At 62.2% G+C, this 26,373-nt stretch carries 33 protein-coding genes; 17 read left to right on the top strand and 16 right to left on the bottom strand.

From position 1 onward, the window contains the following. Positions 1-25: 25 nt before the first annotated feature. Together NL528_RS24475 and NL528_RS24480 are read right to left on the bottom strand one after the other, a co-directional pair. Positions 26-817, bottom strand: a complete 792-nt coding sequence (locus NL528_RS24475; protein ID WP_309177014.1) for a fumarylacetoacetate hydrolase family protein — start codon at positions 815-817, stop codon at positions 26-28. 99 nt (positions 818-916) lie between these two features. Further along, a complete protein-coding gene (locus NL528_RS24480; protein ID WP_309177015.1) occupies positions 917-1,318 on the bottom strand; it encodes a DUF3597 domain-containing protein in 402 nt (133 codons plus the stop codon). 298 nt (positions 1,319-1,616) lie between these two features. Between NL528_RS24480 and NL528_RS24485 the strand changes: the two genes are divergently transcribed. Together NL528_RS24485 and NL528_RS24490 are read left to right on the top strand one after the other, a co-directional pair. Continuing rightward, entirely contained in the window at positions 1,617-2,531 is a 915-nt protein-coding gene (locus NL528_RS24485; protein ID WP_309177016.1) for a DUF2189 domain-containing protein, read from the top strand. Positions 2,532-2,760: 229 nt separating this feature from the next. Then, positions 2,761-3,576: a lytic murein transglycosylase gene (locus NL528_RS24490; protein WP_309177017.1), complete on the top strand. Its 816-nt coding sequence runs from the start codon at positions 2,761-2,763 to the stop codon at positions 3,574-3,576. Between the two features lie 59 nt (positions 3,577-3,635). On the opposite strand, the gene NL528_RS24495 is transcribed toward NL528_RS24490, so the two are convergent. Next, complete coding sequence (locus NL528_RS24495; RefSeq protein ID WP_309177018.1) at positions 3,636-3,965, bottom strand: hypothetical protein; 330 nt, start codon at positions 3,963-3,965, stop codon at positions 3,636-3,638. A gap of 827 nt (positions 3,966-4,792) precedes the next feature. On the opposite strand from NL528_RS24495, the gene NL528_RS24500 reads away from it, so the two are divergent. From NL528_RS24500 to NL528_RS24515, 4 genes are all read left to right on the top strand, one after another. Beyond that, on the top strand, positions 4,793-4,945 hold the full coding sequence (locus NL528_RS24500; protein WP_074278622.1) for a DUF1127 domain-containing protein: 153 nt from the start codon (positions 4,793-4,795) through the stop codon (positions 4,943-4,945). Between the two features lie 201 nt (positions 4,946-5,146). Then, positions 5,147-6,580 carry a methylenetetrahydrofolate--tRNA-(uracil(54)-C(5))-methyltransferase (FADH(2)-oxidizing) TrmFO gene (trmFO, locus tag NL528_RS24505; protein ID WP_309177019.1) on the top strand — a complete coding sequence of 478 codons (1,434 nt, stop codon included), beginning with the start codon at positions 5,147-5,149 and terminating at the stop codon, positions 6,578-6,580. 4 nt (positions 6,581-6,584) lie between these two features. After that, positions 6,585-7,721 carry a serine/threonine protein kinase gene (locus NL528_RS24510; protein WP_309177020.1) on the top strand — a complete coding sequence of 379 codons (1,137 nt, stop codon included), beginning with the start codon at positions 6,585-6,587 and terminating at the stop codon, positions 7,719-7,721. Positions 7,722-7,884: 163 nt separating this feature from the next. Continuing rightward, a complete protein-coding gene (locus tag NL528_RS24515; protein WP_309177021.1) occupies positions 7,885-8,166 on the top strand; it encodes a DUF1488 family protein in 282 nt (93 codons plus the stop codon). A 14-nt stretch (positions 8,167-8,180) separates the two neighbouring features. On the opposite strand, the gene NL528_RS24520 is transcribed toward NL528_RS24515, so the two are convergent. The 5 genes from NL528_RS24520 to yajC all read right to left on the bottom strand — a co-directional run bounded on the left by NL528_RS24520 (position 8,181) and on the right by yajC (position 12,543). Next, positions 8,181-9,041 (bottom strand): phytoene/squalene synthase family protein, encoded by an 861-nt coding sequence (locus tag NL528_RS24520; protein ID WP_309177022.1) that lies wholly within the window; start codon positions 9,039-9,041, stop codon positions 8,181-8,183. Then, entirely contained in the window at positions 9,038-9,433 is a 396-nt protein-coding gene (locus NL528_RS24525) for an Mth938-like domain-containing protein (RefSeq protein WP_309177023.1), read from the bottom strand. The genes NL528_RS24520 and NL528_RS24525 overlap by 4 nt, the downstream gene beginning before the upstream one ends. A 67-nt stretch (positions 9,434-9,500) precedes the next feature. Continuing rightward, positions 9,501-10,505, bottom strand: coding sequence for a protein translocase subunit SecF (secF, locus tag NL528_RS24530; RefSeq protein ID WP_309177024.1), 1,005 nt, complete (start codon positions 10,503-10,505; stop codon positions 9,501-9,503). A gap of 12 nt (positions 10,506-10,517) precedes the next feature. Then, a complete protein-coding gene (secD, locus tag NL528_RS24535) occupies positions 10,518-12,122 on the bottom strand; it encodes a protein translocase subunit SecD (protein WP_309177025.1) in 1,605 nt (534 codons plus the stop codon). 55 nt (positions 12,123-12,177) lie between these two features. Next, positions 12,178-12,543, bottom strand: coding sequence for a preprotein translocase subunit YajC (gene yajC / locus NL528_RS24540; RefSeq protein WP_309177026.1), 366 nt, complete (start codon positions 12,541-12,543; stop codon positions 12,178-12,180). A gap of 180 nt (positions 12,544-12,723) precedes the next feature. On the opposite strand from yajC, the gene NL528_RS24545 reads away from it, so the two are divergent. Together NL528_RS24545 and NL528_RS24550 are read left to right on the top strand one after the other, a co-directional pair. Then, the gene (locus tag NL528_RS24545) at positions 12,724-13,695 is read left to right on the top strand and encodes an ATP-binding protein (RefSeq protein WP_309177027.1); all 972 of its coding nucleotides are present in this window, start codon (positions 12,724-12,726) and stop codon (positions 13,693-13,695) included. A gap of 29 nt (positions 13,696-13,724) precedes the next feature. Then, positions 13,725-14,714, top strand: coding sequence for an ABC transporter substrate-binding protein (locus NL528_RS24550; protein WP_309177028.1), 990 nt, complete (start codon positions 13,725-13,727; stop codon positions 14,712-14,714). Between the two features lie 200 nt (positions 14,715-14,914). On the opposite strand, the gene NL528_RS24555 is transcribed toward NL528_RS24550, so the two are convergent. Beyond that, positions 14,915-16,273 carry a peptidoglycan DD-metalloendopeptidase family protein gene (locus NL528_RS24555; RefSeq protein WP_309177029.1) on the bottom strand — a complete coding sequence of 453 codons (1,359 nt, stop codon included), beginning with the start codon at positions 16,271-16,273 and terminating at the stop codon, positions 14,915-14,917. A gap of 109 nt (positions 16,274-16,382) precedes the next feature. Continuing rightward, on the bottom strand, positions 16,383-17,033 hold the full coding sequence (locus NL528_RS24560) for a protein-L-isoaspartate(D-aspartate) O-methyltransferase (protein ID WP_309177030.1): 651 nt from the start codon (positions 17,031-17,033) through the stop codon (positions 16,383-16,385). 280 nt (positions 17,034-17,313) lie between these two features. Between NL528_RS24560 and NL528_RS24565 the strand changes: the two genes are divergently transcribed. Further along, positions 17,314-17,691, top strand: coding sequence for a response regulator (locus NL528_RS24565; protein ID WP_309177031.1), 378 nt, complete (start codon positions 17,314-17,316; stop codon positions 17,689-17,691). Between the two features lie 153 nt (positions 17,692-17,844). Here NL528_RS24565 and surE read toward each other — a convergent pair whose 3' ends face one another. After that, complete coding sequence (gene surE / locus NL528_RS24570; protein ID WP_309177032.1) at positions 17,845-18,618, bottom strand: 5'/3'-nucleotidase SurE; 774 nt, start codon at positions 18,616-18,618, stop codon at positions 17,845-17,847. Positions 18,619-18,769: 151 nt separating this feature from the next. Here surE and NL528_RS24575 point away from each other — a divergent pair, with 151 nt between their 5' ends. The 7 genes from NL528_RS24575 (at position 18,770) to NL528_RS24605 (ending at position 23,839) form a co-directional block, all read left to right on the top strand. Continuing rightward, entirely contained in the window at positions 18,770-20,134 is a 1,365-nt protein-coding gene (locus tag NL528_RS24575) for an integrase family protein (protein WP_309177033.1), read from the top strand. A gap of 128 nt (positions 20,135-20,262) precedes the next feature. Continuing rightward, positions 20,263-20,556 carry a hypothetical protein gene (locus tag NL528_RS24580; protein WP_309177034.1) on the top strand — a complete coding sequence of 98 codons (294 nt, stop codon included), beginning with the start codon at positions 20,263-20,265 and terminating at the stop codon, positions 20,554-20,556. Between the two features lie 409 nt (positions 20,557-20,965). Next, positions 20,966-21,973, top strand: coding sequence for a DUF3800 domain-containing protein (locus NL528_RS24585; protein WP_309177035.1), 1,008 nt, complete (start codon positions 20,966-20,968; stop codon positions 21,971-21,973). A 150-nt stretch (positions 21,974-22,123) separates the two neighbouring features. After that, a complete protein-coding gene (locus NL528_RS24590; protein ID WP_309177036.1) occupies positions 22,124-22,405 on the top strand; it encodes a hypothetical protein in 282 nt (93 codons plus the stop codon). Positions 22,406-22,682: 277 nt separating this feature from the next. Then, the gene (locus NL528_RS24595) at positions 22,683-23,126 is read left to right on the top strand and encodes a hypothetical protein (RefSeq protein ID WP_309177037.1); all 444 of its coding nucleotides are present in this window, start codon (positions 22,683-22,685) and stop codon (positions 23,124-23,126) included. An 83-nt stretch (positions 23,127-23,209) separates the two neighbouring features. Then, on the top strand, positions 23,210-23,569 hold the full coding sequence (locus NL528_RS24600) for a hypothetical protein (protein ID WP_309177038.1): 360 nt from the start codon (positions 23,210-23,212) through the stop codon (positions 23,567-23,569). A gap of 9 nt (positions 23,570-23,578) precedes the next feature. Continuing rightward, positions 23,579-23,839, top strand: coding sequence for a hypothetical protein (locus NL528_RS24605; RefSeq protein ID WP_309177039.1), 261 nt, complete (start codon positions 23,579-23,581; stop codon positions 23,837-23,839). A gap of 155 nt (positions 23,840-23,994) precedes the next feature. On the opposite strand, the gene NL528_RS24610 is transcribed toward NL528_RS24605, so the two are convergent. From NL528_RS24610 to NL528_RS24630, 5 genes are all read right to left on the bottom strand, one after another. After that, positions 23,995-24,144 carry a hypothetical protein gene (locus NL528_RS24610; RefSeq protein ID WP_309185026.1) on the bottom strand — a complete coding sequence of 50 codons (150 nt, stop codon included), beginning with the start codon at positions 24,142-24,144 and terminating at the stop codon, positions 23,995-23,997. Positions 24,145-24,258: 114 nt separating this feature from the next. Beyond that, complete coding sequence (locus tag NL528_RS24615) at positions 24,259-24,567, bottom strand: hypothetical protein (RefSeq protein ID WP_309177040.1); 309 nt, start codon at positions 24,565-24,567, stop codon at positions 24,259-24,261. A 12-nt stretch (positions 24,568-24,579) separates the two neighbouring features. Continuing rightward, a complete protein-coding gene (locus NL528_RS24620; protein ID WP_309177041.1) occupies positions 24,580-24,813 on the bottom strand; it encodes a hypothetical protein in 234 nt (77 codons plus the stop codon). Positions 24,814-24,830: 17 nt separating this feature from the next. Further along, positions 24,831-25,646 carry a hypothetical protein gene (locus NL528_RS24625; RefSeq protein ID WP_309177042.1) on the bottom strand — a complete coding sequence of 272 codons (816 nt, stop codon included), beginning with the start codon at positions 25,644-25,646 and terminating at the stop codon, positions 24,831-24,833. Between the two features lie 5 nt (positions 25,647-25,651). After that, complete coding sequence (locus NL528_RS24630; protein ID WP_309177043.1) at positions 25,652-25,861, bottom strand: hypothetical protein; 210 nt, start codon at positions 25,859-25,861, stop codon at positions 25,652-25,654. A gap of 94 nt (positions 25,862-25,955) precedes the next feature. Between NL528_RS24630 and NL528_RS24635 the strand changes: the two genes are divergently transcribed. Then, positions 25,956-26,336, top strand: a complete 381-nt coding sequence (locus NL528_RS24635) for an Arc family DNA-binding protein (protein ID WP_309177044.1) — start codon at positions 25,956-25,958, stop codon at positions 26,334-26,336. The last annotated feature ends 37 nt before the right edge of the window (positions 26,337-26,373 follow it).

Here is a 26,373-nt window from a genome sequence, read left to right on the forward strand (position 1 = left end):
CGGACCCGGAATGACGCTGAGGTATTTACGTAATCCTGATCGACATATCCGGCAGGCCTTCGAGCTTGCACAACAGCACATCGCCCTTCACCACCGGGCCAACATTTTCCGGCGTGCCGGAATAGATGATGTCGCCGGCCTTCAGCTCAAACGCTTCGGACAGTTTGGCGATCTGCTCGGCCACGCTCCAGATCATGTTCTGCAGGTCCGAACTCTGCTTGACGGTACCGTTGATCGAAAGTGAGATCGCGCCCTTGGTGAAATGGCCGGTTTTGGTCGCGGGGTGGATCGGGCCGATCACGGCGGCATGGTCAAAACTCTTGCCGATCTCCCACGGCTTCTTTTCCGCGGCCATGCCGTTTTGCAGGTCGCGCCGGGTCATATCAAGACCAAGCGCGTAGCCATAGACATGCTCAAGCGCCTTCTCGGCTGGAATATTGGCGCCGCCCGATTTCAGCGCGGCCACCAGCTCGACCTCATGGTGATAGTTCTTGGTCAGCGATGGATAGGGATGATCGGCGACGGTGCCGACCGCCACGTTCTGGATCGCGTCGGTCGGCTTCTGGAAGAAGAACGGCGGCTCGCGGGTCGGATCGGAGCCGCGCTCTATCGCGTGCGCGGCATAATTGCGCCCGATGCAATAGATGCGGCGGACCTGAAACACATCGGTCTCGCCGACGATCGGGATGGTGGTCGCCGGAACCGGAAACATCGCCTTCGGGCCGGCTTGTGCTCCGGCAGGCCGGCTTTGTGCCGTGGCGCCTGCCAGCGCCAGCGCGCCCGACGCGAGGATGGTTCTGCGGTCAATCCTGTTCATGGGTATTCTCCCTTTTCATTGTTCTGGTTCGACACAAGAACGGCTTGCACGAAAAAGCCCGCGGCGTCGCGGGCCTTTAACGTGTTCAAGGTAATGATCTCAATGCTTGATTTCCGGCGGCAGCTTGCCGCCGTTTGCGGCGAGCTTCGTCATCACCTGCTTGTGCAGCCAGATGTTCATGCTCGCGGAATCGTTGCTGTCGCCGGTGTAGCCGAGCTCCTTGGCCAGCTCCTTGCGCGCGGCAAAGCTCGAATCGATGTCAAGCGCCTTCATCAGGTCGACGATCGAGGTGCGCCATTCCAGCTTCTCGCCCTTGGCGGCCACCGCCTTGTCCAGGATGGGAGCAACGTCGACGGTTTGCGCAGGTGCTGCCGCCGGTGCCGCGGACGGCGATCCACCGGTGGATCCGCCAGCAGGTGCTGCCGCCGCACCGCCGCCGGCGGGCGCTGCGGTAGCCGCGCTGCCGAAGATCGCGCTCATGATTTTTCCGAAAATGCTCATCGTTCGCTCCCAGTGGACTTGAAGATGGAGTGATTCTCCTGCGGCACTTTTTGACCGGCAGCCTGACCGGGATCGCGTTTCGAGTTTACCCAGCCGGGCGAAACTTGCCAATGCGACATTCACCGAAGCGTGAGTGCTTCTGTCCCGGTTTGGGAGTACGCTCGTCACTCAGTTCGCGACATGGCCCGTTCCACTTTCCTGTCTTCGCGTCTGGCCTGATCGTGATCAATTCGAGAAACGGCACGTTTGTGCGCCTCTCGCGCGCGCAAAATGTGGCCGCCGAAGGGAGACGACGACCATGGCCACTCAAATTCAAGGCAATGTCACATCACTGACGCAGACCGGACAAGATGCCGCGGCTGCGCCAGTCATCCGAACTATCGGCTTCTCCGATCTGCACCGCGCCTTGCAGCTCGGCTGGGAGGATTTCAAGGCGGTGCCAAGCCACGCCGTCATCCTGTGCGTGATCTACCCCGTGCTCGGATTGGTGATCGCGCGCACGGTGCTGGGTTATGCCGTGCTGCCGCTGCTGTTTCCGCTGGCCGCCGGATTCGCCCTGCTCGGCCCGTTCGCCGCACTCGGCCTTTACGAGTTGAGCCGCCGTCGCGAGAACGGAGAAGAAGCGTCCGCGTGGAACGCGATCGACGTGCTCCGGTCACCCTCATTCGGCGCGATGCTCGGGCTCGGCGTGCTCTTGTTTGCCCTGTTCGTGACCTGGATCGCCACCGCCCAAGCCATTTACATCGCCGCATTCGGTTACGAGACCGCGGCGGGAATTCCGGATTTTGCAGAGCGCGTGCTCACCACGCCGCAGGGCTGGTGGCTGATCGTGGCGGGCTGCGGCGTCGGCTTTCTGTTCGCGCTGGTCGCGCTTTGTATCAGCGTCGTTTCGTTCCCGCTGATGCTCGATCGGCATGCCGGCGCGGGCGATGCCATGGTGACGTCGCTGCGTGCGGTCGCCAAAAATCCATGGCCGATGGCCGTCTGGGGGCTGATCGTCGCGGTGCTGCTGGTTGCGGGATCGCTGCCGTTCTTCATTGGCCTCGCGATCGTGATTCCGCTGCTTGGCCACGCCACCTGGCATCTCTACCGGGAACTGATTGAGCCCGAGCTCAATCCGCAGCCGCTGCCGCCCCGCCCGCCGCGCGAACGTAAGGCAGCCGCAGATTTCCCGGCTAACCTGTTTCCGTGGCGGCGCAAGGGTGGCGCATAAGCCTTAGGCGCGCTCTCAGTCAGACTGCCGGTTGATTGTCGACCGGCCGTTTGGCATGCGCCGATCCTGATCCCATCAGGCTGCCTACGAATTGGGCGTCGAGGCCGGCAGCGCATTGGCGGCGTTGACGTGGAACCAGAAGCCTTGTTTTGGCCGCGGTTGCCGCGAACATTTGGTCTGGTTCCGATACTAACGTCGATAGCGAATCGACTTCGGAGTGAACGACCAAATGACCTCTCGCTTTTCCCTCGGCGCTTTTGCGCTGGGTGCGTTGCTCGCGGCCTCGGCAGCGCCGGCGCTTGCGGCGCCCTGCGGCACCGGCACATTTGAAACCTGGCTCGAGGACTTCAAGAAGGAAGCCGCATCCAAGGGAATATCGCAGCCCGCGATTCAAGCCGGACTGACCGGCGTCACCCTCGACAAGGCCATCCTTGCGCGCGACCATTCACAGGCTGTGTTCAATCAGACCTTCGAACAGTTTTCCGGCCGCATGGTCCCGCCTCGGCTTGTCCGCGGGTCCAACATGCTCAAGCAGTATGGCTCGGTGCTTGCGCGCATCGAACAGAGCTATGGCGTGCCCGCCGAAGTGCTGGTGGCGATCTGGGGCCTGGAAACCGATTTCGGCGTCAACACCGGGAAATTCGCGACCATGCGTTCGCTGGCGACGCTGGCTTATGACTGCCGGCGCTCCGACATGTTCAAGGCCGAATTGATGGACGCCTTGCGTATTGTCGAACGCGGCGATCTCGCGCCGCAGGAAATGCGCGGCGCATGGGCCGGTGAAATCGGCCAGACCCAGTTCATGCCCTCGTCCTACATCAAATATGCGGTCGATTTCGACGGCAATGGCCGCCGCGATTTGCTGCGCAGTGCGCCCGATGTGCTGGCATCGACCGCGAATTTTCTCGCCAGCTACGGCTGGCAGCGCGGCAAGAACTGGGAGCCCGGAAGTGCCAATTTTGCGGTGATCCAGCAATGGAACAAGAGCGAGGTCTATGCCAGGACCATCGGCTATTTCGCGACCCAGCTCGCGCACGCGCCCTAGACAATCAGACCAATGAGAGGGCCGATCGCAAAGCAACCGGCCCCTTCGCGTGCGACGGATTACTTCGCCATGCCGGCGTGCATCGCCTTGCTCAGGTGCATGCCGCATGCACCCATCTTGCCGCTGAGCATCGCGTCCTGAGCCATCGCGATTTCCTTCTGGGCCATGATCTTGCCTTCACCATCAGCCATGGTGTCGATCTTGGATTCGGTTTTGGCGAGGTTCGGTCCGCTGCAGCCGCCACCCATCTTGGCGGCGTTGGCGGGAACGACTGCGTAAGCAGCGGCGACCATTGCGGCCGCTCCGAGTAATTTATTGAGCATGTTACTTTCCATTTTCTGTTTTTCTTGCACAGACAACGGCGTCATTGCCGGAATCTGCGAAATCATTTTTCGCTGATCCCGGCACCGTTCCGGAATGAATTTCATGCGATAGAAATGTGATCGGCGCCGCGCGCAAAGCCGCATGCGCAACGGCGCTTTTTCATTACGCGTTGGTAAGGAATCGCGGGCGTCGCGAGTCGATCGCACGCACTGATAGATCGGCTTCCCTTGCAGAGCGCGCGCTGTTCATGCGCTTCGTAAGAGCACACAAAAAATTATCAGCACGTCACGCGCGGCGGCGCCGACCCGCGGCGATCGATTTGCTGCGAACGCCATCGCCGCCGGCGCTCCAACCCAATCATCAGCGAGGACGATGCACCCTGGAAATATTTCTGCAGTTACGATGGTCCGGTTCCGGGTTGACTCGATGGGATGAAAAAATCCTGGAGGAATACTCGCGGCACCTAAGGTGCAGTCGGCCGGAAAGAAATGATTATATATTCACTCTTATGGCAAAAACTGCATGCGAATCACGCATGCAGTTTTCATCAAATCCCCCGACCGGCGAGACGCCGCACCGGCATCCGGCTGGCGCGAACTTGATTTTCGGCTATCGAATAATCACTTATTCGTTCGGTAATCGCTGCACTCGCGATTGCAACGATACCGCGATTATACGGGCCTTTTCCGTCTTATTGGGGTTGAGATCGGGCCCTCGGCCGATCAATCGGGCACCTATGCCGAAAGGTTAATCGATCCTTGCCGACGCTATGCGTTTTGGACTTAGCTGCACCGCAACATTGGAACTTCTGCAATGCGGTATGCCGCCCTATATTCATTTCAACGATGAGGCTTTCCTCCAAAGGCTGAATCGAAACTACAAGGAGACTACCATGTTGCTCTCGCTCATCCGCATGATCCAGGCGTTCCGGGACTATCAGCGCAATGTCAGCGAATTGTCCCAGCTTAGCGATCGCGAACTGGCCGATATCGGCCTTGATCGCTCGGACATTCCGCGCGTTGCAGCCGGGAACTATAACGGCTGATCGCTCGTCAGCTGCCTGTTGACGGATAACGCCCGCCTCGCTGCGGGCGTTGTCGTATCCAGGGCATGGCGTTTGCGAGCGAAAGCCTGCCCCGGCTTGATCCGGGTGAGCACGGGTTCGCGTAAAGAAAACGCGCAGGAATAAGCTTCGCTGCGGTTGGCGCAGGTGCACTTGGCGAGAAAACGCGCTAACCCTCGGCCCATGACTGCTCAGAAATCCCCAACCGAAACCGTGCACGTGATCGGCGCCGGCCTCGCCGGCTCGGAAGCCGCCTGGCAGATCGCCAATGCCGGCATTGCCGTGGTCCTGCATGAGATGCGTCCGCACCGGATGACCGAGGCGCATCGCACCGAGGGTCTTGCCGAACTCGTCTGCTCCAATTCGTTCCGCTCCGATGATGCCGCCAACAATGCGGTTGGCCTGCTGCACGCCGAAATGCGCCGGCTGGGCTCGCTGATCATGCGCGCCGCCGACGCCAACCAGGTGCCGGCCGGCGGGGCGCTGGCGGTCGACCGCGACGGCTTTTCCGCCGCCGTCACCAAGGCGCTCGGGGATCATCCCCTGATCGAGATCGACCGCGCCGAAATCGCCGGCCTGCCGCCCGGCGAATGGGACAATGTCATCGTAGCCACCGGCCCACTCACCTCAGCGCCGCTGGCGGACGCGGTCCGCCAGCTCACCGACGAGAACGCGCTGGCGTTCTTCGATGCGATCGCGCCGATCGTGCACAAGGAATCCATCGACATGTCGGTGGCGTGGTTTCAGTCGCGCTACGACAAGGTTGGGCCCGGCGGTTCCGGCGCCGATTACATCAACTGTCCGATGACGAAAGAGCAGTACGACGCTTTCGTCGACGCGCTGCTGGCCGGCGAGAAAGTCGACTTCAAGGACTGGGAGACCAGTACGCCCTATTTCGACGGCTGCCTGCCGGTCGAGGTGATGGCCGAACGCGGACACGAGACGCTGCGGCACGGGCCGATGAAGCCGGTCGGGCTGACTAATCCGAGAGATCCGACCATAAAACCCTACGCCATCGTGCAGCTGCGCCAGGATAACAAGCTCGGCACGCTCTACAATATCGTCGGCTTCCAGACCAAGCTGAAGCACGGCGCGCAGCAGCGCGTATTCCGTACCATTCCAGGCCTCGAGCACGCCGAATTCGCCCGGCTCGGCGGCCTGCATCGCAACACTTTTCTGAATTCGCCGAAGCTTTTGGATCAGCAATTGCGCCTTCGCGCCCAGCCGCGGCTGCGCTTTGCCGGACAGATGACCGGCTGCGAAGGCTATGTGGAATCCGCCAGCATCGGATTGATCGCCGGCCTCTACGCCGGAGCCAACGCCCGCGCACAGGAGCTGGCGCCGCCGCCATCGACCACGGCACTGGGCTCGCTGCTCGGCCACATCACCGGTGGTCACATCGAGACCGTCGACGCCGGGCCGCGCTCGTTCCAGCCGATGAACATCAATTTCGGCCTGTTTCCGCCGCTCGCCACGCCTCCGACCAAAAAGCCCGACGGCACGCGGCTGCGGGGCAACGAGAAGACGGTCGCCAAGAAGCAGGCGATGAGCGCCCGCGCGCTTGCCGATCTCGATCGCTGGATCGCCGATCACTTACGCGTAGCGGCGGCGGCGTAACATCATGAGCTTACCCCGGGATGACGCCGCGGTATTGTCGGCGCGATGGACCGAAGGCGTATTGCTGAAGCGCGACGTGTTTTCGACCGTCGAGCGCGGCCGTTTTCGCGATGGTGACGGCGAAGTCGATGCGGTGCTGCGCCGGCTCGATCAGGTGCCGCCATGGTCCTTTGCGCTGGCGCTTCACCTGTTTGCGCGCGAACGCCGCGCGCTGGCGCTGGCGCGCGACCTCGATGTCGGTCCACGGCTGCTATGGGCGGGAAAGCGCGCGCTGGTGCGCGGCTTCATCGACGGCGTCGCACTTCATTTGGCCAAACCGCACGGCGACGTCGCCTATTTCCGCTCCGCCAAGGCGGCGCTGCGCCGGCTGCACCGCGCCGGCATCTGCCATAACGATCTGGCCAAGGAACAGAACTGGCTGCGCGGCACCGACGGCCGCGCCTATGTCACCGATTTCCAACTCGCCGCCTGCTTCAAGAGCCGCAGCCGGCTGTTTCGGATCGCGGCTTACGAGGATCTGCGGCATCTCCTGAAACACAAGCGCAGCTACGCGCCGGAAGCACTGACGCCGAGCGAGCGCAAGGTTCTTGCGAAAAAGTCGGCGGTCGCCAGCGTCTGGCTCAAGACCGGCAAGAAAATCTACCAGGCGGTCACTCGCGGCCTGTTCAACTTCACCGACCGCGAAGGCGGCGGCCGGCGGCTGGTCAACGACGCGCCGGTCCTGATCGACCTGATCCGGAAAAACCCGGATGTACGCGATACCGCCATTGTCGCTTTCGCCGACCGGCGCGTCGGCGTCGGGTTGTATGCGTTCGTGGAAGCCGACCAGACCTCGCTCGAAAAGCAGTTGCGCAGCGAATTGTCGTCGGCCAAGGGCGTCAAGCCGCCGGAACATATCCAGGTGGTGCACGCATTGCCGCGCGACAGCGCCGGCAAACCCCGCACCGAGATCCTGCAACTGGTGGCGATGAACCAGATCGACCTGATCGAGCCGATGATGCGCAGCGATGCCGACCGGGAATTCCTGAAGGATATTCTGGAACAGCGAAAAAATCTGCGGGACCGGTTCAATTTCGAGACGGCGGACATGGATACGCCGTCTTCGCACGTTCCGGATGTCATTACCCGCGAAGACGGGTGATCCATCATTGCGGAGCCGTTGGGGCTGGATCGAGAGGGCGCGGCGTACCGGACACTCGCTTTCGGAGCACGACGGCCTTCACTGAGGCTCAACGCCACCGTTCCGTCTCGACAATGCTGCCATGACGAAGGACGCTTCGAGGCGGCGCCAACGGGAGCTTTCGATGCCGCTGACGCGTGGCAAAATTGTCGGATATGACACCGAACGCCTGGCGTTCGGATTTACGATGCAAAACGGCGACGACACCGTCCAATGTCAGATCAGCGACGCGGCGATGGACGAGCTTGCGGGCGAAAGGGGAACGCCGAGCATCGCGCGGCAGGCGCAATTCCTGGCCCTGCGGGATTCCGTCGAGCGCATCGCATCCGATCTGTTCGACGCCGGCCCGACCGTCAAAGGCTCCGTGATCAGGATATTCACCAAGCATATCCAAAAACAGACTTGAGGCGTTCGCTGGCCTTACGAAAACTCCCGTGAGCGCGACGCGCGCCACAAGGTCCACAGCGTGCGGAACCGCGAGGTACCGTACGGCAGGAACGGATCGTTGTCGGCGCGCGACATCCGTTTCAGGTCGCGCCTGACCAGCGCCAGCGGCAGGAAGATCGGCCTCACCTCCGGTGGCACGCCGGCGAGCAATTCAAACGCCGTATCGAAATGGCCCCGCGCCTCGCCGATCAATTGATCGATCGCCGCGCGTACGGGCGGCGTCTGCCTGCCGGAAAACACTTGCTCCATACCGCTGCCGTGGCTTTCCAGCAATTGCAGCGGCACGAACAACTGGCGCCGCGCGGCGTCCAGCGGCAGCGCCGCGATCACCTGCACGATGCCCTGCGCCAGACCCGCATGGCGCGCCAGATGCTCGATCTCCTCCGACGGCCGGGCGGCGACGCACGCGGCCAGCGCAAACAGCGCCGACGAGGTGTCGTTGACGTACCCCTCCAGCGCCGCCATCGACGGCATCGGATCGTTGTAGAGATCGAACTGATGTTCGTCGATCAGCCGGGACAGCGGCTCGACCGGCAGTCCGAAATCGCGGATCGCCAGCAGCAGTTCGGCTGCGACCGGATTGCCCTCGACACCGCCATGGCCGGCGCCGGCCAGCATGTCGGTCCACCATTGCAGCCGCATTTCACCCGGCAGCGGCTGGCTGACATGGTCGCGCACCCGGGAAATCTCGGCATTGAAGGCGTAGATCGCAAGCAGCGCGCGGCGTTGGGCCGCCGGGGCGAACAGCGTCGATGCGTAGCGGACGAAATCGTGGGTACGTACCAGATCGGCGCAGAAACCGGCGGAATCCGCATGCGCCTCGGTGCCGCTCATGGCACCGCAATCAGCGCCGCCGCGACACGCCGGCGCTCGCCCATCATGATGTTGTAGGTGCGGATCGCGGGTCCGGTCTGCATCGGATCCAGCACCACTTTTACCGCGCGCAACGCCTCGCGAAGGCCTCGGGGCGGGATCCAGACTTCCGTTCCAGTGCCGACGATCAGGGTGTCGATGCTGTTCGCCGCCTTGAATACGCGCGCCAGCGAAACCTCGTCGATCTCCTCCGGCTTCGTCACCGGCCAGGCCCAGATTGCATCCGGCAGGCACAGCAGCGAGCCCCGATGCGACATGTCGGCGAAGACAAAGCCGCCCTTGCCGTAGGCCTCGATCGGCGCCGATCTCGGAAGATGCGGAGCGTCCGAGGGATTTGCTGTTTGCTTGGGCATGATCTTGTCCGAAAACCGGTTCCCACCTTGCGCTGACGCGGCCCGTCGGGTCGGGATCGTGCCCGTGTTACTTCTTCTTCGGCGGCGGTTCCGGCGCTTCGCGATGCGTGCCGACGCCGAGATAGATCAGAATTGGCGCCGCGATGAAGATCGAGGTGTAGGTACCGACCAGCACCACGCCGAACATCATCACCGCGGTGAAGCTGTGGATCGCATGGCCGCCGAACAGCAATAGCGCCAGCAAGGCCAGCGTCACCGTGACGTGGGTGATGATAGAGCGCGACAGCGTCGAATTGATGGATTCGTTGAGCAGTTGCGGCATCGGCATTTTCTTGTAGCGCCGCAGCATTTCGCGGATTCGGTCATAGATCACGACCGTATCGTTGAGGGAGTAGCCGAGGATGGTCAGCAGCGCCGCGATGCTGGTGAGGTCGAAATCGACCTGTGAGATCGACATGAAGCCGATCGTCAGCACGATATCGTGGACGTTGGCGATCATGGCGCCCAGCGCGAACTGCCATTCGAACCGGAACCAGAGATAGATCAGGATCGCGAAGATCGCGAGCATCAGCCCGAGCATGCCGTAGGCCAGCAATTCGCCGGAGACGCGCGGCCCCACCACTTCGACGCGGCGATAATCCACGGCCTCGCCAAGCGCGCCACGGACCTTCTGCACGGCTTCCTGCTGCGCGGCGTCGCCGCCGGGCTGTTCGGCAACCCGGATCAGCACGTCGGCCGGCCCGCCGAACTGCTGCAGCTGGACGTCGCCCAGCCCAAGGGTGCTCAGCGTCGCCCGCATCGAGGCAATGTCGGCGGTGCCGGACTTGGCCTGCACTTCCAGGAGCGTGCCGCCCTTGAAGTCGATGCCGAAATTCAGCCCGTGGGTGAAGAACAGCGTGATCGCGAAGATCGACAGCAGCGCCGAGATCGGAAAGCTGATGCGGCGAAAGCGCGTGAAATCGAAATGGGTGTTGTCGGGGACGATCCGCAGCGAAGGCAGCAGGCCGAGCGCGCTGACCACGGTCAGCACGGCAATCAGGATGCCCAGCGAGATAAGCACGAAATGAGTCAAAGCCGCATTCCCTTAGATCGGCACGCTTTGCGGCCGCTTCCACCGCACCCACCACGCGACGATCAACCGGGTGAGTGTAAAGGCGGTGAAAACCGTGGTGATGATGCCGATGCCGAGCGTGACGGCAAAACCGCGCACCGGACCGGTGCCGATATAGAACAGCACCGCGGCGGCGATGAAGGTGGTGATGTTGGAGTCCAGAATCGTCGACAGTGCGCGCTTGAAGCCGGCGTCGATCGCCGAAATCGCGTTGCGTCCGCCGCGCAGTTCCTCGCGGATGCGCTCGTAGATCAGCACGTTGGAATCGACCGCGATACCGACCGTCAGCACGATGCCGGCGATGCCCGGCAGCGTCAGCGTCGCGTTCAGCAGCGACAACATACCGAAGATCATGGCGACGTTGATGGCGACCGCGACGTTGGCGAACACGCCGAACAGCCGGTAGGTCAAAAGCATGAACACGATGACCATGATCGAGCCGACATAGGCCGCCAGTTCGCCCTTTTCGATCGAATCCTGACCGAGGCCCGGACCGACCGTGCGTTCTTCGATGATGGTCAGCGGGGCCGGCAGCGCACCGGCACGCAACAGAATCGCCAGATCATTGGCTTGCTGCACGGTAAAGCTGCCGGATATCTGTCCGGAGCCGGCGGTGATCGGTTCCTGGATCACCGGCGCCGAGATCACCTTGCCATCCAGCACGATGGCGAACGGTTCCTTGACGTGTTCGGTCGTCGCCGCCGCGAACTTCCGTGATCCGGAGCTGTTGAACTTGAATGAAACGATCGGCTGGTTGGTGCGCTGGTCGAAGCCCGGCTGGGCGTCGATCAGATCGCCGCCGGAGACCAGCACCTGCTTCTTGATCACATAGGGCTGGGGATTCGACGGATCAGCGCTGGGCAGCAACTCCGAATCCGGCGGCACGCCGCCCCGTTGCGCCTGATCCGGCGGCACCGTGAGATCGACCATCCGGAATTCCATCTTGGCGGTCTTGCCAAGCAATTCCTTCAGCCGGGTCGGATCTTGCAGGCCCGGCACCTGCACCAGGATGCGATCATCACCCTGACGCTGGATCAAGGGCTCCACCGTTCCGAGTTCATTGACGCGGCGCTCGACGATCTGGATCGACTGTTCAACCGATTGCCGAATACGGTCGGTGATCGCTGCCGGAGGGATCGTCAGCCGGATCGCCCCACCGCCGCTGTCCGCAACTTCAAGGCTGCGCTGGCCGCTGGACCCAAGCAAGCCGCCAAGTGGCTGCGACAGTTCACGCAGTTTGCTCAGCGCCGTCGCCAGATCGGTGTCTTTGGTGATGCGCACCTCGACAACATCGTTGCGGACATTGAGGCCGGTATACTGGATCTTGGCGTCACGCAGCACACGGCGGGCGTCGTCGCGTACCTGATCGAGCTTTTCCTTCCTGACGTAGTTGGAGTCGACCTCCAGCAGCAGCGACGAGCCGCCCTGCAGGTCGAGGCCGAGCACGATGTGGCGCTGCGCCCAAACCGGCCAGGTCTTCACCTTCGCCTCGGGGAAGAAGTTTGGAACGGCGCAAAGGCACACCACCAGCGCCGTCAGGATGATCGCCAGCGCCTTCCACCGCGTGAAATACAACATCGAGTTGACCCGTCAGATTCAGGAAAATGGGCCCTCGCGTCCGGGCCGCGGAAAATCAGCTCGCGGACGTCTCGTCCTTGGCGGGCTCACTCTTTTCCTTGGCCGGCTCGCCCTTGGCGCGAACGCCCGAAATCATCTGCCGCATCTGCCGCACCCGGACGCCGTCCGAAATCTCGAACTCGATCTGGTCGTCGTCCACGACCTTGGTCACCTTGCCGACCAGCCCGCCGGTCGTGACCACGGTATCGCCGCGGCGGATGTTTTTGACCAGTTCGGCGTGATCCTTCACCTTCTTCTGCTGCGGGCGCAGAATCAGGAAATACATGATGACGAAGATCAGCGCGAACGGCAGCAACGACATCAACATGCTGTTGGCATCGCCACCGGCTGCAGCCTGGGCGTACGCAGGAGTAATCAGCATTCGGACAATCCTCGTGAGACGGGGGACAACCGGCAGCGCATGGGCGTCTGGCCGGTCCGGGCAAATTCGCGCGGACTATAGCGGCCGCGGTCCCAATTGCAACGCCGCCAGCCCCCTCATTTAGGGCGCTTGCGGGACCTTCCAAGGCCCGATAAGGCTGCGCGGTCAGGAACTGCGAAAATGTCGAAAAAAGCCAAGAAAACAACGTCTCGCGCCACGCCCAAGGCGGCCAAGCAAAGCACGGCAAAGGCCGCGACAAAACGCCCGTCCGGCCCGCCGAAAGACGCGACCGCGGAGCGGATTGCACGGGCGCTGGAGGTCATCGCCGGCCACCTTTCCGCCGCCTCCTCGGCAGCCGAGGGCCTTGAGTCGTTTACGACCGCCGACGCCTTCGTCTGGCACCCGGATGGGCGGCTGGCGCCGGTCCCGCACGTCAGCCGCGTCGACCTCGGGCTGCTCAAGGGCATCGACCGGATGCGCGATATCCTGATCGAAAACACCGAACGTTTCGCCGATGGCCTGCCCGCCAACAATGCGCTGCTGTGGGGCGCGCGCGGCATGGGCAAGTCGTCGCTGGTCAAGGCCACCCATGCCAATATCAACGTCAACCGCAAGCCGGCCGACCGGCTCAAGCTGATCGAGATCCACCGCGAGGACATCGAGAGCCTGCCCGGCCTGATGGACCTGCTGCGCGCGTCCGATTTCCGCTTCATCGTGTTCTGCGATGACCTTTCCTTCGACGGCAACGACGCCTCCTACAAATCGCTGAAGGCGGTGCTGGAGGGCGGCATCGAGGGACGCCCGGACAATGTGATCCTGTACGCGACCTCGAACCGCCGGCATCTCCTGGCGCGCGAGATGATCGAGAACGAACGCTCGACCGCGATCAATCCCGGCGAAGCGGTGGAGGAGAAGGTGTCGCTGTCGGACCGCTTCGGCCTGTGGCTCGGCTTTCACCGCTGCAGCCAGGATGAATATCTGGCGATGGTCAGGGGCTACTGCGGGCATTACGGCATCAAGCTCGCCGACGACGAGCTGGAGCGCGAGGCGCTGGAATGGTCGACCACGCGTGGGTCGCGCTCCGGCCGCGTCGCCTGGCAGTTCACCCAGGAACTGGCGGGACGCCTGGGTGTGCGGCTGAGGGCGAACTAGACCCTTTTCGGCTTTGATTGAGGTATACCATGATCAGGCGCCGAGCAGTCCTTGCGGGAATTGCCGGAACGCTGGCATCGCGTCCGCTCGCCGCGCAGCCGCGCGATGGCATGCGCCGCCTCGGAGTGCTGATGGCAAATCGCGCCGGCGATTCCGTCGTCAAAGCCTATATCGCAGCCCTGACCAAAGGCCTTCATGCGCTCGATTGGCGCGAGGGCGGCAATCTGCGGATCGACTGGCGCTGGACCGGCGGCGACCCCGCGCTGTTCGACCGCGACGCCGCGGAGCTGGTGGCATTGGGTCCGGACGTACTGCTGGCGCAGGGCAGCCCATCCGTCGTGGCCCTCCGGCGGAAAACCAGCACGATCCCGATCGTGTTCACGATGGTCTCCGATCCGGTCGGCCAGAATTTTGTCGAGAGCCTGGGGCATCCCGGCGGCAACGTCACTGGCTTTAGCGACTTCAATCCGCTGGTGGCCGGAAAATGGCTGGAGATCCTGACGCAGATGACGCCGCCGGTCGCGCGGGTGGCGGTGCTATATAATCCCGCGACCGCGCCCTATGCCGGCGAGATGATGCGCGCCATCGAGGACGCCGCCCCCTCTTTCGCCGTCGCGGTACGCGCAGCGCCATGCCGTGACGATGCCGAGATCGAAGCCATGGCGGCGGAGCTTGCGCACGAAGGAGGCGGCGGGCTGCTGGTCCTGACCGACCTCTTCAACATCGTGCATCGCGACGTCATCCTTCGCGCAGCCGCGCTGCACCGCCTGCCCGCGATCTACTTCGCGCGCTCGTTTGCATTGGCAGGCGGATTGATATCGTACGGCATCGACTATCCCGAGCTGTTCCTGCACGCGGCCGTCTATCTCGATCGCGTCCTGAAAGGCGCCAGTCCGCGCGACCTGCCGGTCCAGCAGCCCAACAAGTTCGAGCTTGTGATCAATCTCAAGACCGCAAAAGCAAGCGACATCACCATCGCGACCGCGCTGCTCGCAACGGCCGATGAGGTGATTGAGTGAAGCAGTTATAGAAAACACGGTTGATCGTCATCCCCGCAAAAGCGGGGACCCAGTACGCCGCGGCCTCTCGGCTTAAACGCGAACGTCTCTGGAATACTGGTTCGCCCGGTCACTTGATGCGAAAGACGCGCTTCGCGCTTTCGCCGGGCGATGACAGTTGGGCATGCAGTGGCGTCGCGACGCCTGGTGAGGCAATCGCCTCACGCCCCGTTGAGGAATTGAAGCGGGTCAACCGGGGAAGATCCCTTGCGGATCTCGAAGTGGAGTTGCGGCGACCCCACCTCACCCGATTGACCCGACTTGGCAATGATCTGACCGCGCTTGATGGTGTCGCCGCGCTTCACCAGCAGTTCACTTGCATGGGCATATGCGGTGACATAACCGTTGGCGTGCCTAACCAGAACCAGATTGCCGTAACCCTTGAGCTCGTTGCCGGAATACGCCACGACGCCATCTTCCGCCGCCTTCACCGGCGTCCCCTCCGGCACCGCCAGATTGATGCCGTCATTCGACTTGCCGTTGGTCTTGGCGCCGTAGGTCGTGATCACTTTGCCGCGCACCGGCCAGCGGAAGGTCGGCAGCGCGCCGGTGGCTTCGCTCGGCTTGACCGCCGGAGCTTCCGCAGCGGCCGGTTGTTCCACATTACCCGTCGCCTGCGCCATCCGGACGCTTTGCTGCGGCGCCGCGGCGGCCATTTTGCCGGCGGGCGGGGCCACAGCGGCAGGAACGGTCGCAACCGCCGGCGCGGCAGATGCTGCAGCCGCGGTCTTCGCGCCGGGTACGTTGAGCTTCATGCCGAGGCTGAGCTTGGCGGACTGGTCGAGATTATTGGCCTTGGCGAGTTCGGCCACCGATACATGGTTGCGATGCGCGATGCTGCGCAAAGTGTCGCCGTGATTGACGACATGGACGGTCGGCGGCGCGGTCACGGCGGCCACGGGCTTGCTGACCGGCGGCGCGACGGCCGGCGCAGGCGTCGCAACGACAGTGGACTGGCGCGGAATGATCAGTTGCTGACCGGGCGACAATGCGCGCGGGCCCTTGTAGCCATTGGCCTGCAGGATCGCAGCCGACGAAACATTGTAGCGTTTGGCCAGGATATCGAGCGTGTCGCTGGTGCCGACGATGATCGTGGTGCCACTTGACGCAGGGTTGTGGGCGGCGGCAACCGAACGCGGCGCCACCGTGCCGGTGGTCTCAAGCCTCGGCTGCGCCGGCGGCGGCGCATAGGACGCAAGCCCGCGGCCTCCGCCCGACACGCCGTTGCTGGCGGCTGGATAGGATTGCGGCGCAGCAACGGCCGGCGGCGGCAAGGCGGAGGACTGGTACTGCGATTGGGATTGCGGCCGCGCATATTGCGGCAACTCGCGACGCTCGACCTGGGCCGGCGGCACCGAGCCGGTCGCTTCGGGCTGATAGTTAAAGGGATTGGAGAGCGTGTTTTGCGAAAAGCGCGTCGACATATCGGCGCTGCAGCCGGCAAAACCGACGGACATCAGCGCCAGTACCGCTACCTGCGGCACGCGACGCGAGCGAAGCAACTCGGCGACACGGGACATGGTTACTCACTCGTACGCAACAAAATACTGTTTTGAGTAAACACGTCGGGAGTAAATAAGCGCTTAACCCTCCGAATAAGATGTTGGCGGGAACCGCCAATCCGGGATTCTACAGTTCGCGGGCGATCCCGGGCAGCGCCGGCACGAAACGCACGTCGACCAGATCCTTGCGGTCGAAGCCGGTATTGGACCTGGTGACCCGAACCAGCGTCTGGGTGCCCTGATGCGGGCCGACCGGCGCGATCAGGACGCCGCCGGGCTTGAGCCGCCCGAGCAGGTTGTCCGGAATCTGCTCCATCGCCGCGGTCACGATGATGCGGTCGAAATCCCCCGCGCCGGGCGGGATATCGAAGCCGTCGCCGAACAACACCTCGATATTGTCGTAACCGAGCTTTTCGAGCCGGGCGCGGGCGCTGTCGGCCAGCGTCCGGTAGCGCTCAATGGTCAGCACATGCTTGCATAGCCGCGACAGGATCGCGGCCTGATAGCCCGAGCCGGTGCCGATCTCGAGCACATTATGATGCTTTTGCAGCTGCAATTGCTCGGTCATGTAGGCCACCACGAAGGGCTGGCTGATGGTCTGCCCGCAGGCGATGCCGAGCGCGCTGTCCCGGTAGGCGTGACCGCGATCGGCCGCCGTCACGAAGACCTCGCGCGGCACCTCTTCCATGGTGCGCAGGATGGTCTGATCGCTGATCCCGCGCCGCCGCAGGCTAAGCTGAAACATCATCTTTTCGGGCGGTTCTGGAGTTGACACCATATCGTTCTCGTCAGGCCTTGGCTGGGGCATTCTAGCGCGCAACCGGCCAGACGGCTGGGTGCCATCTGAACTGCCGGTTCAAAGAAATTTCCGTTTCTTCCCCGTTCCCACCATGGAACCGGGGCCTTGCTTTGGCGTTAAGCGCGGGGTGTCGGACTCCCCAGATGACCGGTAGCGCCGCGCGGTCCCGGCCCGGCAGGCTGCATATTTCCTAATGATTACATTGCACCAGCGGGCGTAATTTGCGAATTTGAGTCGTGGGAAGGGCAAGGATTCCATCATGACAGCGACGCGGCCTGAGGGCTGTTCTGTGTTTCTCGTTGAAGACGAGGTCATGATCCGGATGATGGTCGCCGACATGCTGGAAGAATTGGGCTACAGCGTCGCCGCCGAGGCCGGCGAAATCTCGGAGGCCGTCAGGCTCGCCCAATCGACCGTATTCGATCTCGCCATTCTCGACGTCAACGTCAACGGCAAGGTGATTACGCCGGTCGCCGAATTGATCAAGGCACGCAATCTCCCGTTTATTTTCGCGACCGGCTACGGCTCCTCCGGCCTGCCCGAGGATTATCGCGATCGCCCGGCGCTGCAGAAGCCGTTCCAGCTGGAGACGCTGGCCCAGATGATCAACAGCACGCTGAAGAGTGCGACGGTTTAGCGCAATTCTATCCGCTCACCCTACCCGTCATCATCCGCGAAAGCGGATGATCCAGTATTCCAGAGACCGTCGATTGAATCGAGAAGCCGCGGCGTACTGGATACCCGCCTTCGCGGGTATCACAGTTGAGCGCGAGGCGGCACGGTGCGCCCCCTACTTCAGCGTCGTCGTCAGCGCGTCCGAAAATGCCTCGTCGGTGCGGTCGAGCCGCAACGGCGTCACCGAGACGTAGCGCGCGGCCAATGCCGCGAGATCGGTGCCTTCCGCGGGTGTGTCCATCATCGCCGCGCGCTCAAAGCCGATCCAGAAATAGGGATTGCCGCGGCCGTCATGGCGCTTGTCGACTTTGAGAAAGCCGAGATTGCGCTTGCCTTGCCGCGTAACGCGGATGCCCTTGACCAAATCGGGTGTGCAGGCGGGAAAGTTGACGTTGATCACGGTGTTCTTGGGGATGCCGGCATCGATCACCTTGCGCAGGATATCCGGTCCGAATTTGAGCGCCGTATCCCACAGCGGCGCGTGACGCGTCTCGATCGAAAATTCCTGCGACAGCGCGAACGAGGGAATGCCAAGGATCGTGCCTTCAAGGGCGCCGGCGATGGTGCCGGAATAGACCACGTCTTCGGCGACGTTGCGGCCCTTGTTGACGCCGGACAACACGAGGTCCGGCAGCTTCTCGCCGAGGATGTGGCGCGCGCCCATGATCACGCAATCGGTCGGCGTGCCCCGGACCGCAAAATGGCGCGGGCCGACTTCGCGCAGGCGCAAGGGATCGTTCAGCGACAGCGAATGCGAGACGCCGGACTGATCGAGTTCCGGCGCCACGATCCAGACATCGTCGGACAGCGCGCGCGCAATCTCCTCGACGACCTTCAAGCCGGGGGCATGGATGCCGTCATCATTGGTGCAGAGTATACGATAGGACATTGAGACCGTTAGAGAAAAACGGGAAAGCCTTACAAAATGAGTCTCTGTCGTACATGCTCAGGTCTCGCTTTTCAACCGCCGTCTCGGCGTTTCTGAACGTCCGATTAGCCGAGGCTAACCATCCAAATGCGAATTGTTAGGGGGAACCGTTATGCCCGTTCTGATCACCGACAAGCACCTCAGAAAAAGCGACACCCGCAAGACCTACAGCGACAGCAAGCAGCAAGGCTTCGTGCTGCGCACCACGCCCAATGGCGTGTTCACGTTCTACTACCAGCATCTCAACAAGGGGACCGGCAAGCGCGACTGGCACCTGATCGGCGCATACCCAGAATGGGGCGTCGGCGCGGCGCGTAACGAGGCGACCAAACTGGCCGCTTTGGTCGCGGGCGACAAGGACATCAAGCAAATCCGCCGACAGAGGACCACGCGCTCCCGCGCGGAGGGCATCACCCTTCAACAGCTTCACGACGAGTACATGGCCTATTGTAAGCAACCGGTTGACCGGCGCTGGGGCAAGGTACCGAGAAAGGAGACGTGGCGGGGCATTGGCTACGCGCTCAAGCGTCCGCTGGAATGGTGGGGCCATAAGGTCGCCAGCGAGATCACCCCTGCCGACACCAAGGAACTGTACCAAAGCTATGTCGCCGAGGGTCATCCCGCGCAGGCGAACAGTGTTCGCGGCCAGTTACACACCATGTTCGTCTGGGCCATGCATGACGACCGCAAATATGTCGCCAGCAACCCCTGCCCCAAATTCTTGGAAGATGACATCGCGGTCGAGCGTGCGGACATCGAGGACGGGCGCGTCCTGACTGCCGACGAAATCCGCACCTTTTGGTTCGGCGTCGATGATCCGAACTGCCCCGGCGACCGTCTCAGCAAATTGGCGCTGAAGCTGTCGTTCACCACGCTGTTGCGCACGGGCGAGTGTGTGGCAATCCCGCGCACCGGGGTCACCCCCTCCGCCGTGACGATCCCGCTGAATATCGTGAAGTCTCGCCGTTCAAAGAAAGCGCGCCCCGTGACGCAACCTCTAAACAGTCTGGCGCGGGAAATCCTTGGCGAGGTTTTTTCGATTGGCGATCCTGACCGGGAGTATGCATTCCCCGGCACCGGAAATCGAAAGGACAAGCACATGGCACAGCACACGCTGGGCCGTATGTTGGCGCGCACCTCGACGGACAAAACCGGCCAGACCGGCGTCTGTGAGTTTCTCGGCTTGGTGGATGTCACACCGCACGACTTGCGGCGCACCGCAGCCTGCATCCTCGAACAGCTTGGCTATTCCGATGCGATCATCGGCAAGGTCATGACGCACAAGACCGCAGACAAGGATGCGGCCCCGGTTACGCGCGACCACTACCTTGTCCCCGTTCAGATCATCAAACGTCCCGTAGACCCGCGCATCAAGGCGCTCGACGACCTCGACGACGCGCTGCGCGAGATACTCGGACTGCCGCTCGGCGGCACGAAGGAACTGCCTGCACTGCCGCGACTTCTGACCGCCGCCTGACCCCAACGGGCGCGGCACTCGTGCTGGACTCCGCGCCCCTACCCGGCCGAAGACGGAAGACGGGTGCCGAGCGCGCCAAGGCGGCCACGCGAGCTTGCCCGGACAGCTTCTTCACGCTTCAATGGCCCATGCCCGCCCACAAGATCACCCTCGGCGAAATGCGCCAGTCCGGTCTCCGCCGGGTGCTGGTCTACTGCGCCGACTATCGCTGCTCGCATTCGGTCGTAATCTCCGCCGAGGCCTGGTCCGACGATATCCGGCTGTCCGACCTGGAACCGCGCTTCACCTGCCAGGCCTGCGGCCATCGCGGCGGCGACGTCAGGCCCTGCTTTGACGAAGCGCGGGTGCCCGGCCGGGCAGATGCGTGGTGCTGGCCGCATATCCATGACGGGAATTTTGAAATGAAAGAGGCCGCCAACTGATGGGGTGGAGGCGGCCTTGCCCAAATGCCACCTGAGCGGGTACGGTCCCCTCGGGGGTGGCACATGAAATTTTGGATTTTAGCAGCGGCTTTGCCGCTTGCGGCGGCCGGCTGCGCTGCGAATTCTGGGGTAGCGCCGCTTGGCGGGGACGCGTTTGTCGTAACTCGACAAGCCGCTACAGGCTTCTCTGGGTCAGGCAATTTGAAGGGCGAGGCGTTAAGTGAGGCGGGACAATTCTGCACCGCTCAAAGTAAGAGCTTGATGGTGACGAACGCCAAAGAGACGGGCCCGCCTTATGTGATGGGGAATTTCCCGAAGGCCGAGGTCGAGTTTATGTGTCTTGCCCCGGGCGATCCACGTTTGCAGCCGCCTTCTCAAAACAGGCCACTGCGATAATCAAATTAGCCCGATGCATTTCTTTATCGATGAGGGCGGTACGTTTACGGCAAGCGCGGGCTGGAGCGCGGTCTGCTCGCTTGCGCTTCCGCACAAGGAGGTCGGTCCCACTCGCCGCGAAATCGACTTCGTGAGCCGCCAGTGGCCGCGCCGTGACCGTGAACTAAAGGGCGGAGCGCTGTCGCCTGCTCACCTGGAGGCCCTGGTCGACGTCCTTTATCGGCACGATGCGATTCTCCACGTCTATGCGATTGATATGGCGCATGAAGACCCGGATCACATCGAACGTCACAAGACCGGGCAGTGCGAGGGCATCACCAAGTACCTAGCCCCTACCCATCATCCGAATTTCATCGCGGAGGTTCGCGAACTTCGTAAGAGGTTGGAGCGCATGCCTGCCCAGTTGTATGTCCAATGCGTCCTGATGTCAGAGCTGGTCAGTTCGGCCGTCGAAGAGAACTTGATGTATTTCGCGCAACGTCGTCCGCGCGAACTGGGGCGTTTTGAATGGACTATTGACGCAAAGGACCCAGTGCGTGTTTCTCCACAAGAGGCATGGTGGCAGGACACGCTAGGAGCCCTGCTGGAAAGTAAAACCCGCAATAAGCCGATGAGTTTTGTTCGCGATCCGGCGTTTGACTACCGGTTTTTCGACAAGAAATTCTTGTTTGAAAAGGAGTTGTGGCATCCCGATAAACCCCGTGAGCTGATCGAAGGGTACGATATTAAAAAAGTCATTTCGGAGCAGATTTCATTCGTAGACTCCCGCTCTGAGACGCTCATTCAAGCGGTCGATATCTTGACCAGCTTCATGCGGCGATGGCTCGCGAATAAGATTAGCGATCCGGATGTCACGCGAAGTCTCGGCAGGCTTCAAATCCTAAAGCATAACGGCGGCAAGCCGCAATCGCTTCGATTAGTGACGCTGTCCCGTCAGACTGGTGTGCGGCGATCCAAACTTACGGCGAACAGCATGGCCCTGGCTGGGCGCGCGATGATGAAACCCGGTCGAAGCCGTTGAATAACGAGCGCAAGGTGGCGCAATTTTTCATTGGCGATAAGGACATTGCCGCCGATATGATTCGTCTTCCGGCAGGCCTGCGATTGGCCTCTGTTTTCGGGCGGCCATTACCAGATCGACGCCGAGGCTTGCGGAGGAAGGTCGATAGGCGTGTCCTGGTCAACGCAGTTCGACGATCTGATCCCGCTACCGGACGGACGCCAGCTCGTCACGCTAAAGGACGCCGCCGACTACATCTTGGCTTTGCCGGCCAAGACGTCCGCGCAAGAACACTGGCAACTCGCGATGCAGATGCTGATCGACGCGGCCGACCGTGGCGGCATCGTCATGATGGCGCATGTCGCTGTCCTGCGAGCCTTGAACCACGGCAAGCCAGCCCCGGATGTCACGCCGCGCGGGAAGCGGGCCAAAGTTTATCGGATCGTCGGGTGACATAGACAGTTCGGGGGCCAAGCAGGCCCTACGGCCGTACCTGTGAATAGCCGGGAGAAGCACGACAGAGTCGTGCGCGGATTCCGAATCACTGGCAGATATCATTAGCTCGGTGAAAAAGCAGAAGGCCGGCGGTTGCGCGCCGGCCCTCCAGGCTCACTGAGATGGCTCCCCGTGAGGTGGATTTGGGCTGTCGCTCAAATCCACCTTCGGAGACTGCACCATCATCCTTCGGCGGGCAACGTCTCACATCCATGTATAGCTGTGGAAATTACGCATGAAGCCGCCAATATTCGCGATTGCCTCATCGGGCACGACGGCGCAACAGTACTTGCATCGAGCGCGGCAATTTAGAGAGGCTGCGGTTAGATTGCCTGACTCTCGTAACGGCGAGCAGAACTGGCCGAAATACGCTCTGGTGACCCACGCGATCGAATTGGCGCTGAAGGCCTTTGCGTTTCATTCGGCAGGCCACGGTCCGATCGCAAATGAACCCAAACAGCATGATTTGGTCGGCTGGTACAAAACGGCCGTCGCTTCCGGATTAACAGACGAACGAGGAGTTGCCGAGAACGTTGGCTTCCTCAACGAATTGCACAAGACTCACTTCATGCGTTATCCGGCGCAGCCATCCAGGCCCGTTCCCAACCCGGAAGCCATTGCGGATCAGACGGTCGATCACTTGATTTTTGCGATCACGCAGGTGGTCAATCCGCGATAGGTCTGCGCTTTAGTGCGAATTCCGTCGTCAGGCCGCAAGCCGTAGCGGCTTGCCGATATAGGCCGGCCGCGCTTTGATAGGCGATGCTTCATTGGCGCGGTCCTCTGGAACTCCGGTGGCTGCCGATAGCGGCGCTGACGCCGCGCGGCACGATCCGCACACGCAAGAGACCCAGACGCTGGTCAGGTCATTATCCGCCGCGCAGTCCTGCGGAATGGCTCGCCGAGGGCCACGTCACCTGTTCGATCCAGTGCCTCAACGGCGACTGCAAGCATCAGGCGGATGTCAGGTTGGACACCCTGCCCCAGGATCAGCCGTGGTCGCGCATCGGCCGCAATCTGATCTGTGTCGACTGCGGCGCGCCCGGCGCTGTTAACATCGTGCCGAACTGGCATGACCGGGAGGGCCACGCCGTGCCATTCTCCAAGGACTGGAAAGGCTGAGCCCCGGTGATGAAATACGCCTCCGACCGACCGTTCGCCGATCCGGAGAAGGCCGCGCGCAAGCTCCTGGAGATCGCCAGTACAGTCGAGCCCGTGCAGGACGGCCGCCTGCACATCGAGAAGATCAACCTGCCCTTCCTCCGGGAAGGCGGCAGCCCCGCCGAGTTCAAAGCCGGTCTTGAACTCGCCATCGCCAACGGCTGGCTCTGGCTGCACGAGTCCGGGACCTTCGTAAGGTTCACCCAGGCTGGCGCGGACCTGTTCGCGTGATGGAGACTCGCGCCAGGCGACTATGCCGCCTCGGCCGACGCGGTCTCGTTCCTCCGCCCTTGAATTTGCGCGGTTTGCAGCGCCTTCCCAATCGCGTGGATCGTGGCCACCGGATCGGCAACTGCGTGCCAGAAGCGGACTGGCTCCCGAATTGCTCACTCCACCTTCTCGATGTCGTCGAGCTTCCTGGTCTGGTCAAAAAACGCCTTCTTGGGTCCGTAGAGGCGGAAGATGGTTAACCAGCCTTTGCCGGGGATGGTGGCCAGCCAGTTCTTGCCTTCGCCCGGACCGAAGTAGACGTCGATGGTGCCGTCCGCGCTCTGCGCGGGCTTATTCGTTGGCGGGCTGCATAGATCGGCACCTCATGCTGACGCGCGGGCGTTCAATACTTGAACACGCGGCGCAACGTTACTCTGACGCTAGAAAGGCCAATCGTCATCATCATCCATAGCGTCTGCTTTTTTCCACAGGGCATCTACCGTCGCCTTGGGAAGATCGTCGAAGCTCACCCAAACGTCGCTTTCCGGGGAGCGAGCGAAATACTGTCTCCCAACGCAGTCGACTTCCGGGCAATGCGGCAGGACACCGTAGGGATCCATCACTTGTGCCCACCGCCAGGTCACCTTAGCGGTCGCAGGGTCAATTCGAAGACCGGCCTCCGTGCGGATCGCGAGCCATTCTTCGGTCGTCATTTCTACTGCCTGTTCTTTGTTTTCAACCGTCGTCATGTGAGTGTCCTTTCAGGTTGGTTGGCCTGCTCTTGCCGTCAATAGAAGTGAAACATGGTGATCGCGGAGATCACGTTGCTGGCCGGTCTCCTCGCGCGCAATGCCGATCACCCGCTCAATGCCGAGCGCGGTCAGCTCCTGGTGCTCGCGATGAACCTGGCGCCGCAGCTCGTGCGGATCGACGCCGGCGCGGATCAGCTCAACGGCGCGGGCGACGATGTCGGGCCGGAAGTTGTTGCCCGTCATGACGCGCCTTTCTCAGTTCAACTTGCCGCGATCGATCTCAGCAGGAGCCGGAGGCCCGGGAGTCCCCCCTCCACATAAAGCCGCCGGACCACCTTTCTGATCTCGTCGGTCCGCTGCACCATGGTGAGGTGCGCCGCCTCGACGGTGGCGACATAGGTCTCGCGCGCTGCGTCGAGCCTTGCTCTCGCTTCGGCACGGTCTGCCGCCGGTTTCGGATCGGGCACCTTCCTCGGCGTCACCTGGGCGGCGCGATCCGCCTTCGTCTGCACCGTGGCTTTCACGGCGGCGGCAGCCGATCCGTGTTCGCCGATAAGCCGCTGCTGATCGAGCGGCGGCACCGCCTTGGCGAACTCGGCTGCGGGCTTGACCTTTACGTCGCCGCCCTTAACGGCATCGACGAGGTCAGGAACGCCATGCTCTTTGACGTAGCGCGCGCGCTGCACGCTCGGACGGCTGACCTCTAGGAGCTTAGCCGCGTCGGTCTGGGTGGGTGCATCCGGGGATGCACCCGCTGCCTTGTTCTGACCATCGCGCAACGTCGCCAAGTTAGCCGCGATCATCGCCCGTTGGCTGGCGTCGAGATGTCGACGATGCAAGTTCGCCGATGCGACGAAGGCGTAGGGATCGGGCGTAGGCTCTTCCCGAAAGCGCGGATTGATGCCCTTGAGCAGGCAGGCCCGATAGCGGTTGCGGCCGTCGAGGATCTGTCCTTTGTACAGGATGATTTCCTCGCGCTGCGCATTCCGCAGCATGTCCTCGCCAAGTGCCTCCAGCTCGGCATCGGTCATCATGGGAAAGAGGTTGGCGGCTGGGTGGAATTCGTACTCGCCCATCGCCGTCACTCCGCTGCTGCTGCGGCGGCAACGGCGCGTTCCTTGGCCCTTTCGAGCGCCACTTTGGCCAGCTCGCGCTCCATGCGTTCCCGGACACAGCGGACAATCTCGGAATTGTGGGAGGCGCAGTTCTTTCCCGCTTCCTGCACGAGCCATGCCTTAAGCGGGGGCGGGAGTCGAACCAGCATATTCGCTGATTCATGCTTCCTGATCATGTGATATCACCTTGATACTCGACCTCAGGACCAATACTATTACCGGTGATAGTATTGCGCAAGGATCTTTGACGGCGCGCAACCAGGAATGTCAATGGCGAAGAAGAAATCAGAATCGACAAATGCGGTAGATCGCCTCAAGCGAAACGTCGCCGCGCTTGATCGCATGCACGCGGCCAGCAAGGTCGATCCCATGCCATCGGCGAAACCGCCGGGTCGAGGGTCGCCGCAATTTGTTCTGCGATACTCACCCAAAATGCGCGATCAAATCGCACGGCTCGCGAAAGCAAATGGCCGCTCGATCAATTCGGAGCTGATTGCCTTGCTCGAAAGAGCCTTGAATTACGGCGACGACGTCGAACAGCTTCAAGGTTCGATCGGTGAGATTTTCGACCGTGTCGAAAGACTGGAGAGCGTAGTACGTGATCATGACGCCAAGCTAAGTGGGGACGACGATCCGGCGAACGAGGATTGAATTTGTTCTTACCGGACGGTCTCAAGGCTGGGAGGGC

Source organism: Bradyrhizobium sp. Ash2021 (assembly GCF_031202265.1).
Taxonomy (GTDB): domain Bacteria; phylum Pseudomonadota; class Alphaproteobacteria; order Rhizobiales; family Xanthobacteraceae; genus Bradyrhizobium.

What these genes read in the sequence shown, in the direction of transcription:
- NL528_RS24585 (WP_309177035.1), top strand. Translation starts at nt 20,966, where the DNA reads ATGCATTTCTTTATCGATGAGGGCGGTACGTTTACGGCAAGCGCGGGC.
- NL528_RS24630 (WP_309177043.1), bottom strand. Translation starts at nt 25,861, where the DNA reads ATGATCAGGAAGCATGAATCAGCGAATATGCTGGTTCGACTCCCGCCC.
- NL528_RS24475 (WP_309177014.1), bottom strand. Translation starts at nt 817, where the DNA reads ATGAACAGGATTGACCGCAGAACCATCCTCGCGTCGGGCGCGCTGGCG.
- NL528_RS24510 (WP_309177020.1), top strand. Translation starts at nt 6,585, where the DNA reads ATGAGCTTACCCCGGGATGACGCCGCGGTATTGTCGGCGCGATGGACC.
- NL528_RS24635 (WP_309177044.1), top strand. Translation starts at nt 25,956, where the DNA reads ATGGCGAAGAAGAAATCAGAATCGACAAATGCGGTAGATCGCCTCAAG.
- NL528_RS24595 (WP_309177037.1), top strand. Translation starts at nt 22,683, where the DNA reads ATGAAGCCGCCAATATTCGCGATTGCCTCATCGGGCACGACGGCGCAA.
- NL528_RS24495 (WP_309177018.1), bottom strand. Translation starts at nt 3,965, where the DNA reads ATGATTTCGCAGATTCCGGCAATGACGCCGTTGTCTGTGCAAGAAAAA.
- NL528_RS24520 (WP_309177022.1), bottom strand. Translation starts at nt 9,041, where the DNA reads ATGAGCGGCACCGAGGCGCATGCGGATTCCGCCGGTTTCTGCGCCGAT.
- NL528_RS24560 (WP_309177030.1), bottom strand. Translation starts at nt 17,033, where the DNA reads ATGGTGTCAACTCCAGAACCGCCCGAAAAGATGATGTTTCAGCTTAGC.
- NL528_RS24500 (WP_074278622.1), top strand. Translation starts at nt 4,793, where the DNA reads ATGTTGCTCTCGCTCATCCGCATGATCCAGGCGTTCCGGGACTATCAG.
- NL528_RS24550 (WP_309177028.1), top strand. Translation starts at nt 13,725, where the DNA reads ATGATCAGGCGCCGAGCAGTCCTTGCGGGAATTGCCGGAACGCTGGCA.
- NL528_RS24515 (WP_309177021.1), top strand. Translation starts at nt 7,885, where the DNA reads ATGCCGCTGACGCGTGGCAAAATTGTCGGATATGACACCGAACGCCTG.
- NL528_RS24575 (WP_309177033.1), top strand. Translation starts at nt 18,770, where the DNA reads ATGCCCGTTCTGATCACCGACAAGCACCTCAGAAAAAGCGACACCCGC.
- yajC (WP_309177026.1), bottom strand. Translation starts at nt 12,543, where the DNA reads ATGCTGATTACTCCTGCGTACGCCCAGGCTGCAGCCGGTGGCGATGCC.
- NL528_RS24525 (WP_309177023.1), bottom strand. Translation starts at nt 9,433, where the DNA reads ATGCCCAAGCAAACAGCAAATCCCTCGGACGCTCCGCATCTTCCGAGA.
- NL528_RS24545 (WP_309177027.1), top strand. Translation starts at nt 12,724, where the DNA reads ATGTCGAAAAAAGCCAAGAAAACAACGTCTCGCGCCACGCCCAAGGCG.
- NL528_RS24485 (WP_309177016.1), top strand. Translation starts at nt 1,617, where the DNA reads ATGGCCACTCAAATTCAAGGCAATGTCACATCACTGACGCAGACCGGA.
- NL528_RS24625 (WP_309177042.1), bottom strand. Translation starts at nt 25,646, where the DNA reads ATGGGCGAGTACGAATTCCACCCAGCCGCCAACCTCTTTCCCATGATG.
- NL528_RS24620 (WP_309177041.1), bottom strand. Translation starts at nt 24,813, where the DNA reads ATGACGGGCAACAACTTCCGGCCCGACATCGTCGCCCGCGCCGTTGAG.
- NL528_RS24565 (WP_309177031.1), top strand. Translation starts at nt 17,314, where the DNA reads ATGACAGCGACGCGGCCTGAGGGCTGTTCTGTGTTTCTCGTTGAAGAC.
- trmFO (WP_309177019.1), top strand. Translation starts at nt 5,147, where the DNA reads ATGACTGCTCAGAAATCCCCAACCGAAACCGTGCACGTGATCGGCGCC.
- NL528_RS24555 (WP_309177029.1), bottom strand. Translation starts at nt 16,273, where the DNA reads ATGTCCCGTGTCGCCGAGTTGCTTCGCTCGCGTCGCGTGCCGCAGGTA.
- secD (WP_309177025.1), bottom strand. Translation starts at nt 12,122, where the DNA reads ATGTTGTATTTCACGCGGTGGAAGGCGCTGGCGATCATCCTGACGGCG.
- NL528_RS24605 (WP_309177039.1), top strand. Translation starts at nt 23,579, where the DNA reads ATGAAATACGCCTCCGACCGACCGTTCGCCGATCCGGAGAAGGCCGCG.
- surE (WP_309177032.1), bottom strand. Translation starts at nt 18,618, where the DNA reads ATGTCCTATCGTATACTCTGCACCAATGATGACGGCATCCATGCCCCC.
- NL528_RS24480 (WP_309177015.1), bottom strand. Translation starts at nt 1,318, where the DNA reads ATGAGCATTTTCGGAAAAATCATGAGCGCGATCTTCGGCAGCGCGGCT.
- NL528_RS24580 (WP_309177034.1), top strand. Translation starts at nt 20,263, where the DNA reads ATGCCCGCCCACAAGATCACCCTCGGCGAAATGCGCCAGTCCGGTCTC.
- NL528_RS24615 (WP_309177040.1), bottom strand. Translation starts at nt 24,567, where the DNA reads ATGACGACGGTTGAAAACAAAGAACAGGCAGTAGAAATGACGACCGAA.
- NL528_RS24490 (WP_309177017.1), top strand. Translation starts at nt 2,761, where the DNA reads ATGACCTCTCGCTTTTCCCTCGGCGCTTTTGCGCTGGGTGCGTTGCTC.
- NL528_RS24600 (WP_309177038.1), top strand. Translation starts at nt 23,210, where the DNA reads ATGCTTCATTGGCGCGGTCCTCTGGAACTCCGGTGGCTGCCGATAGCG.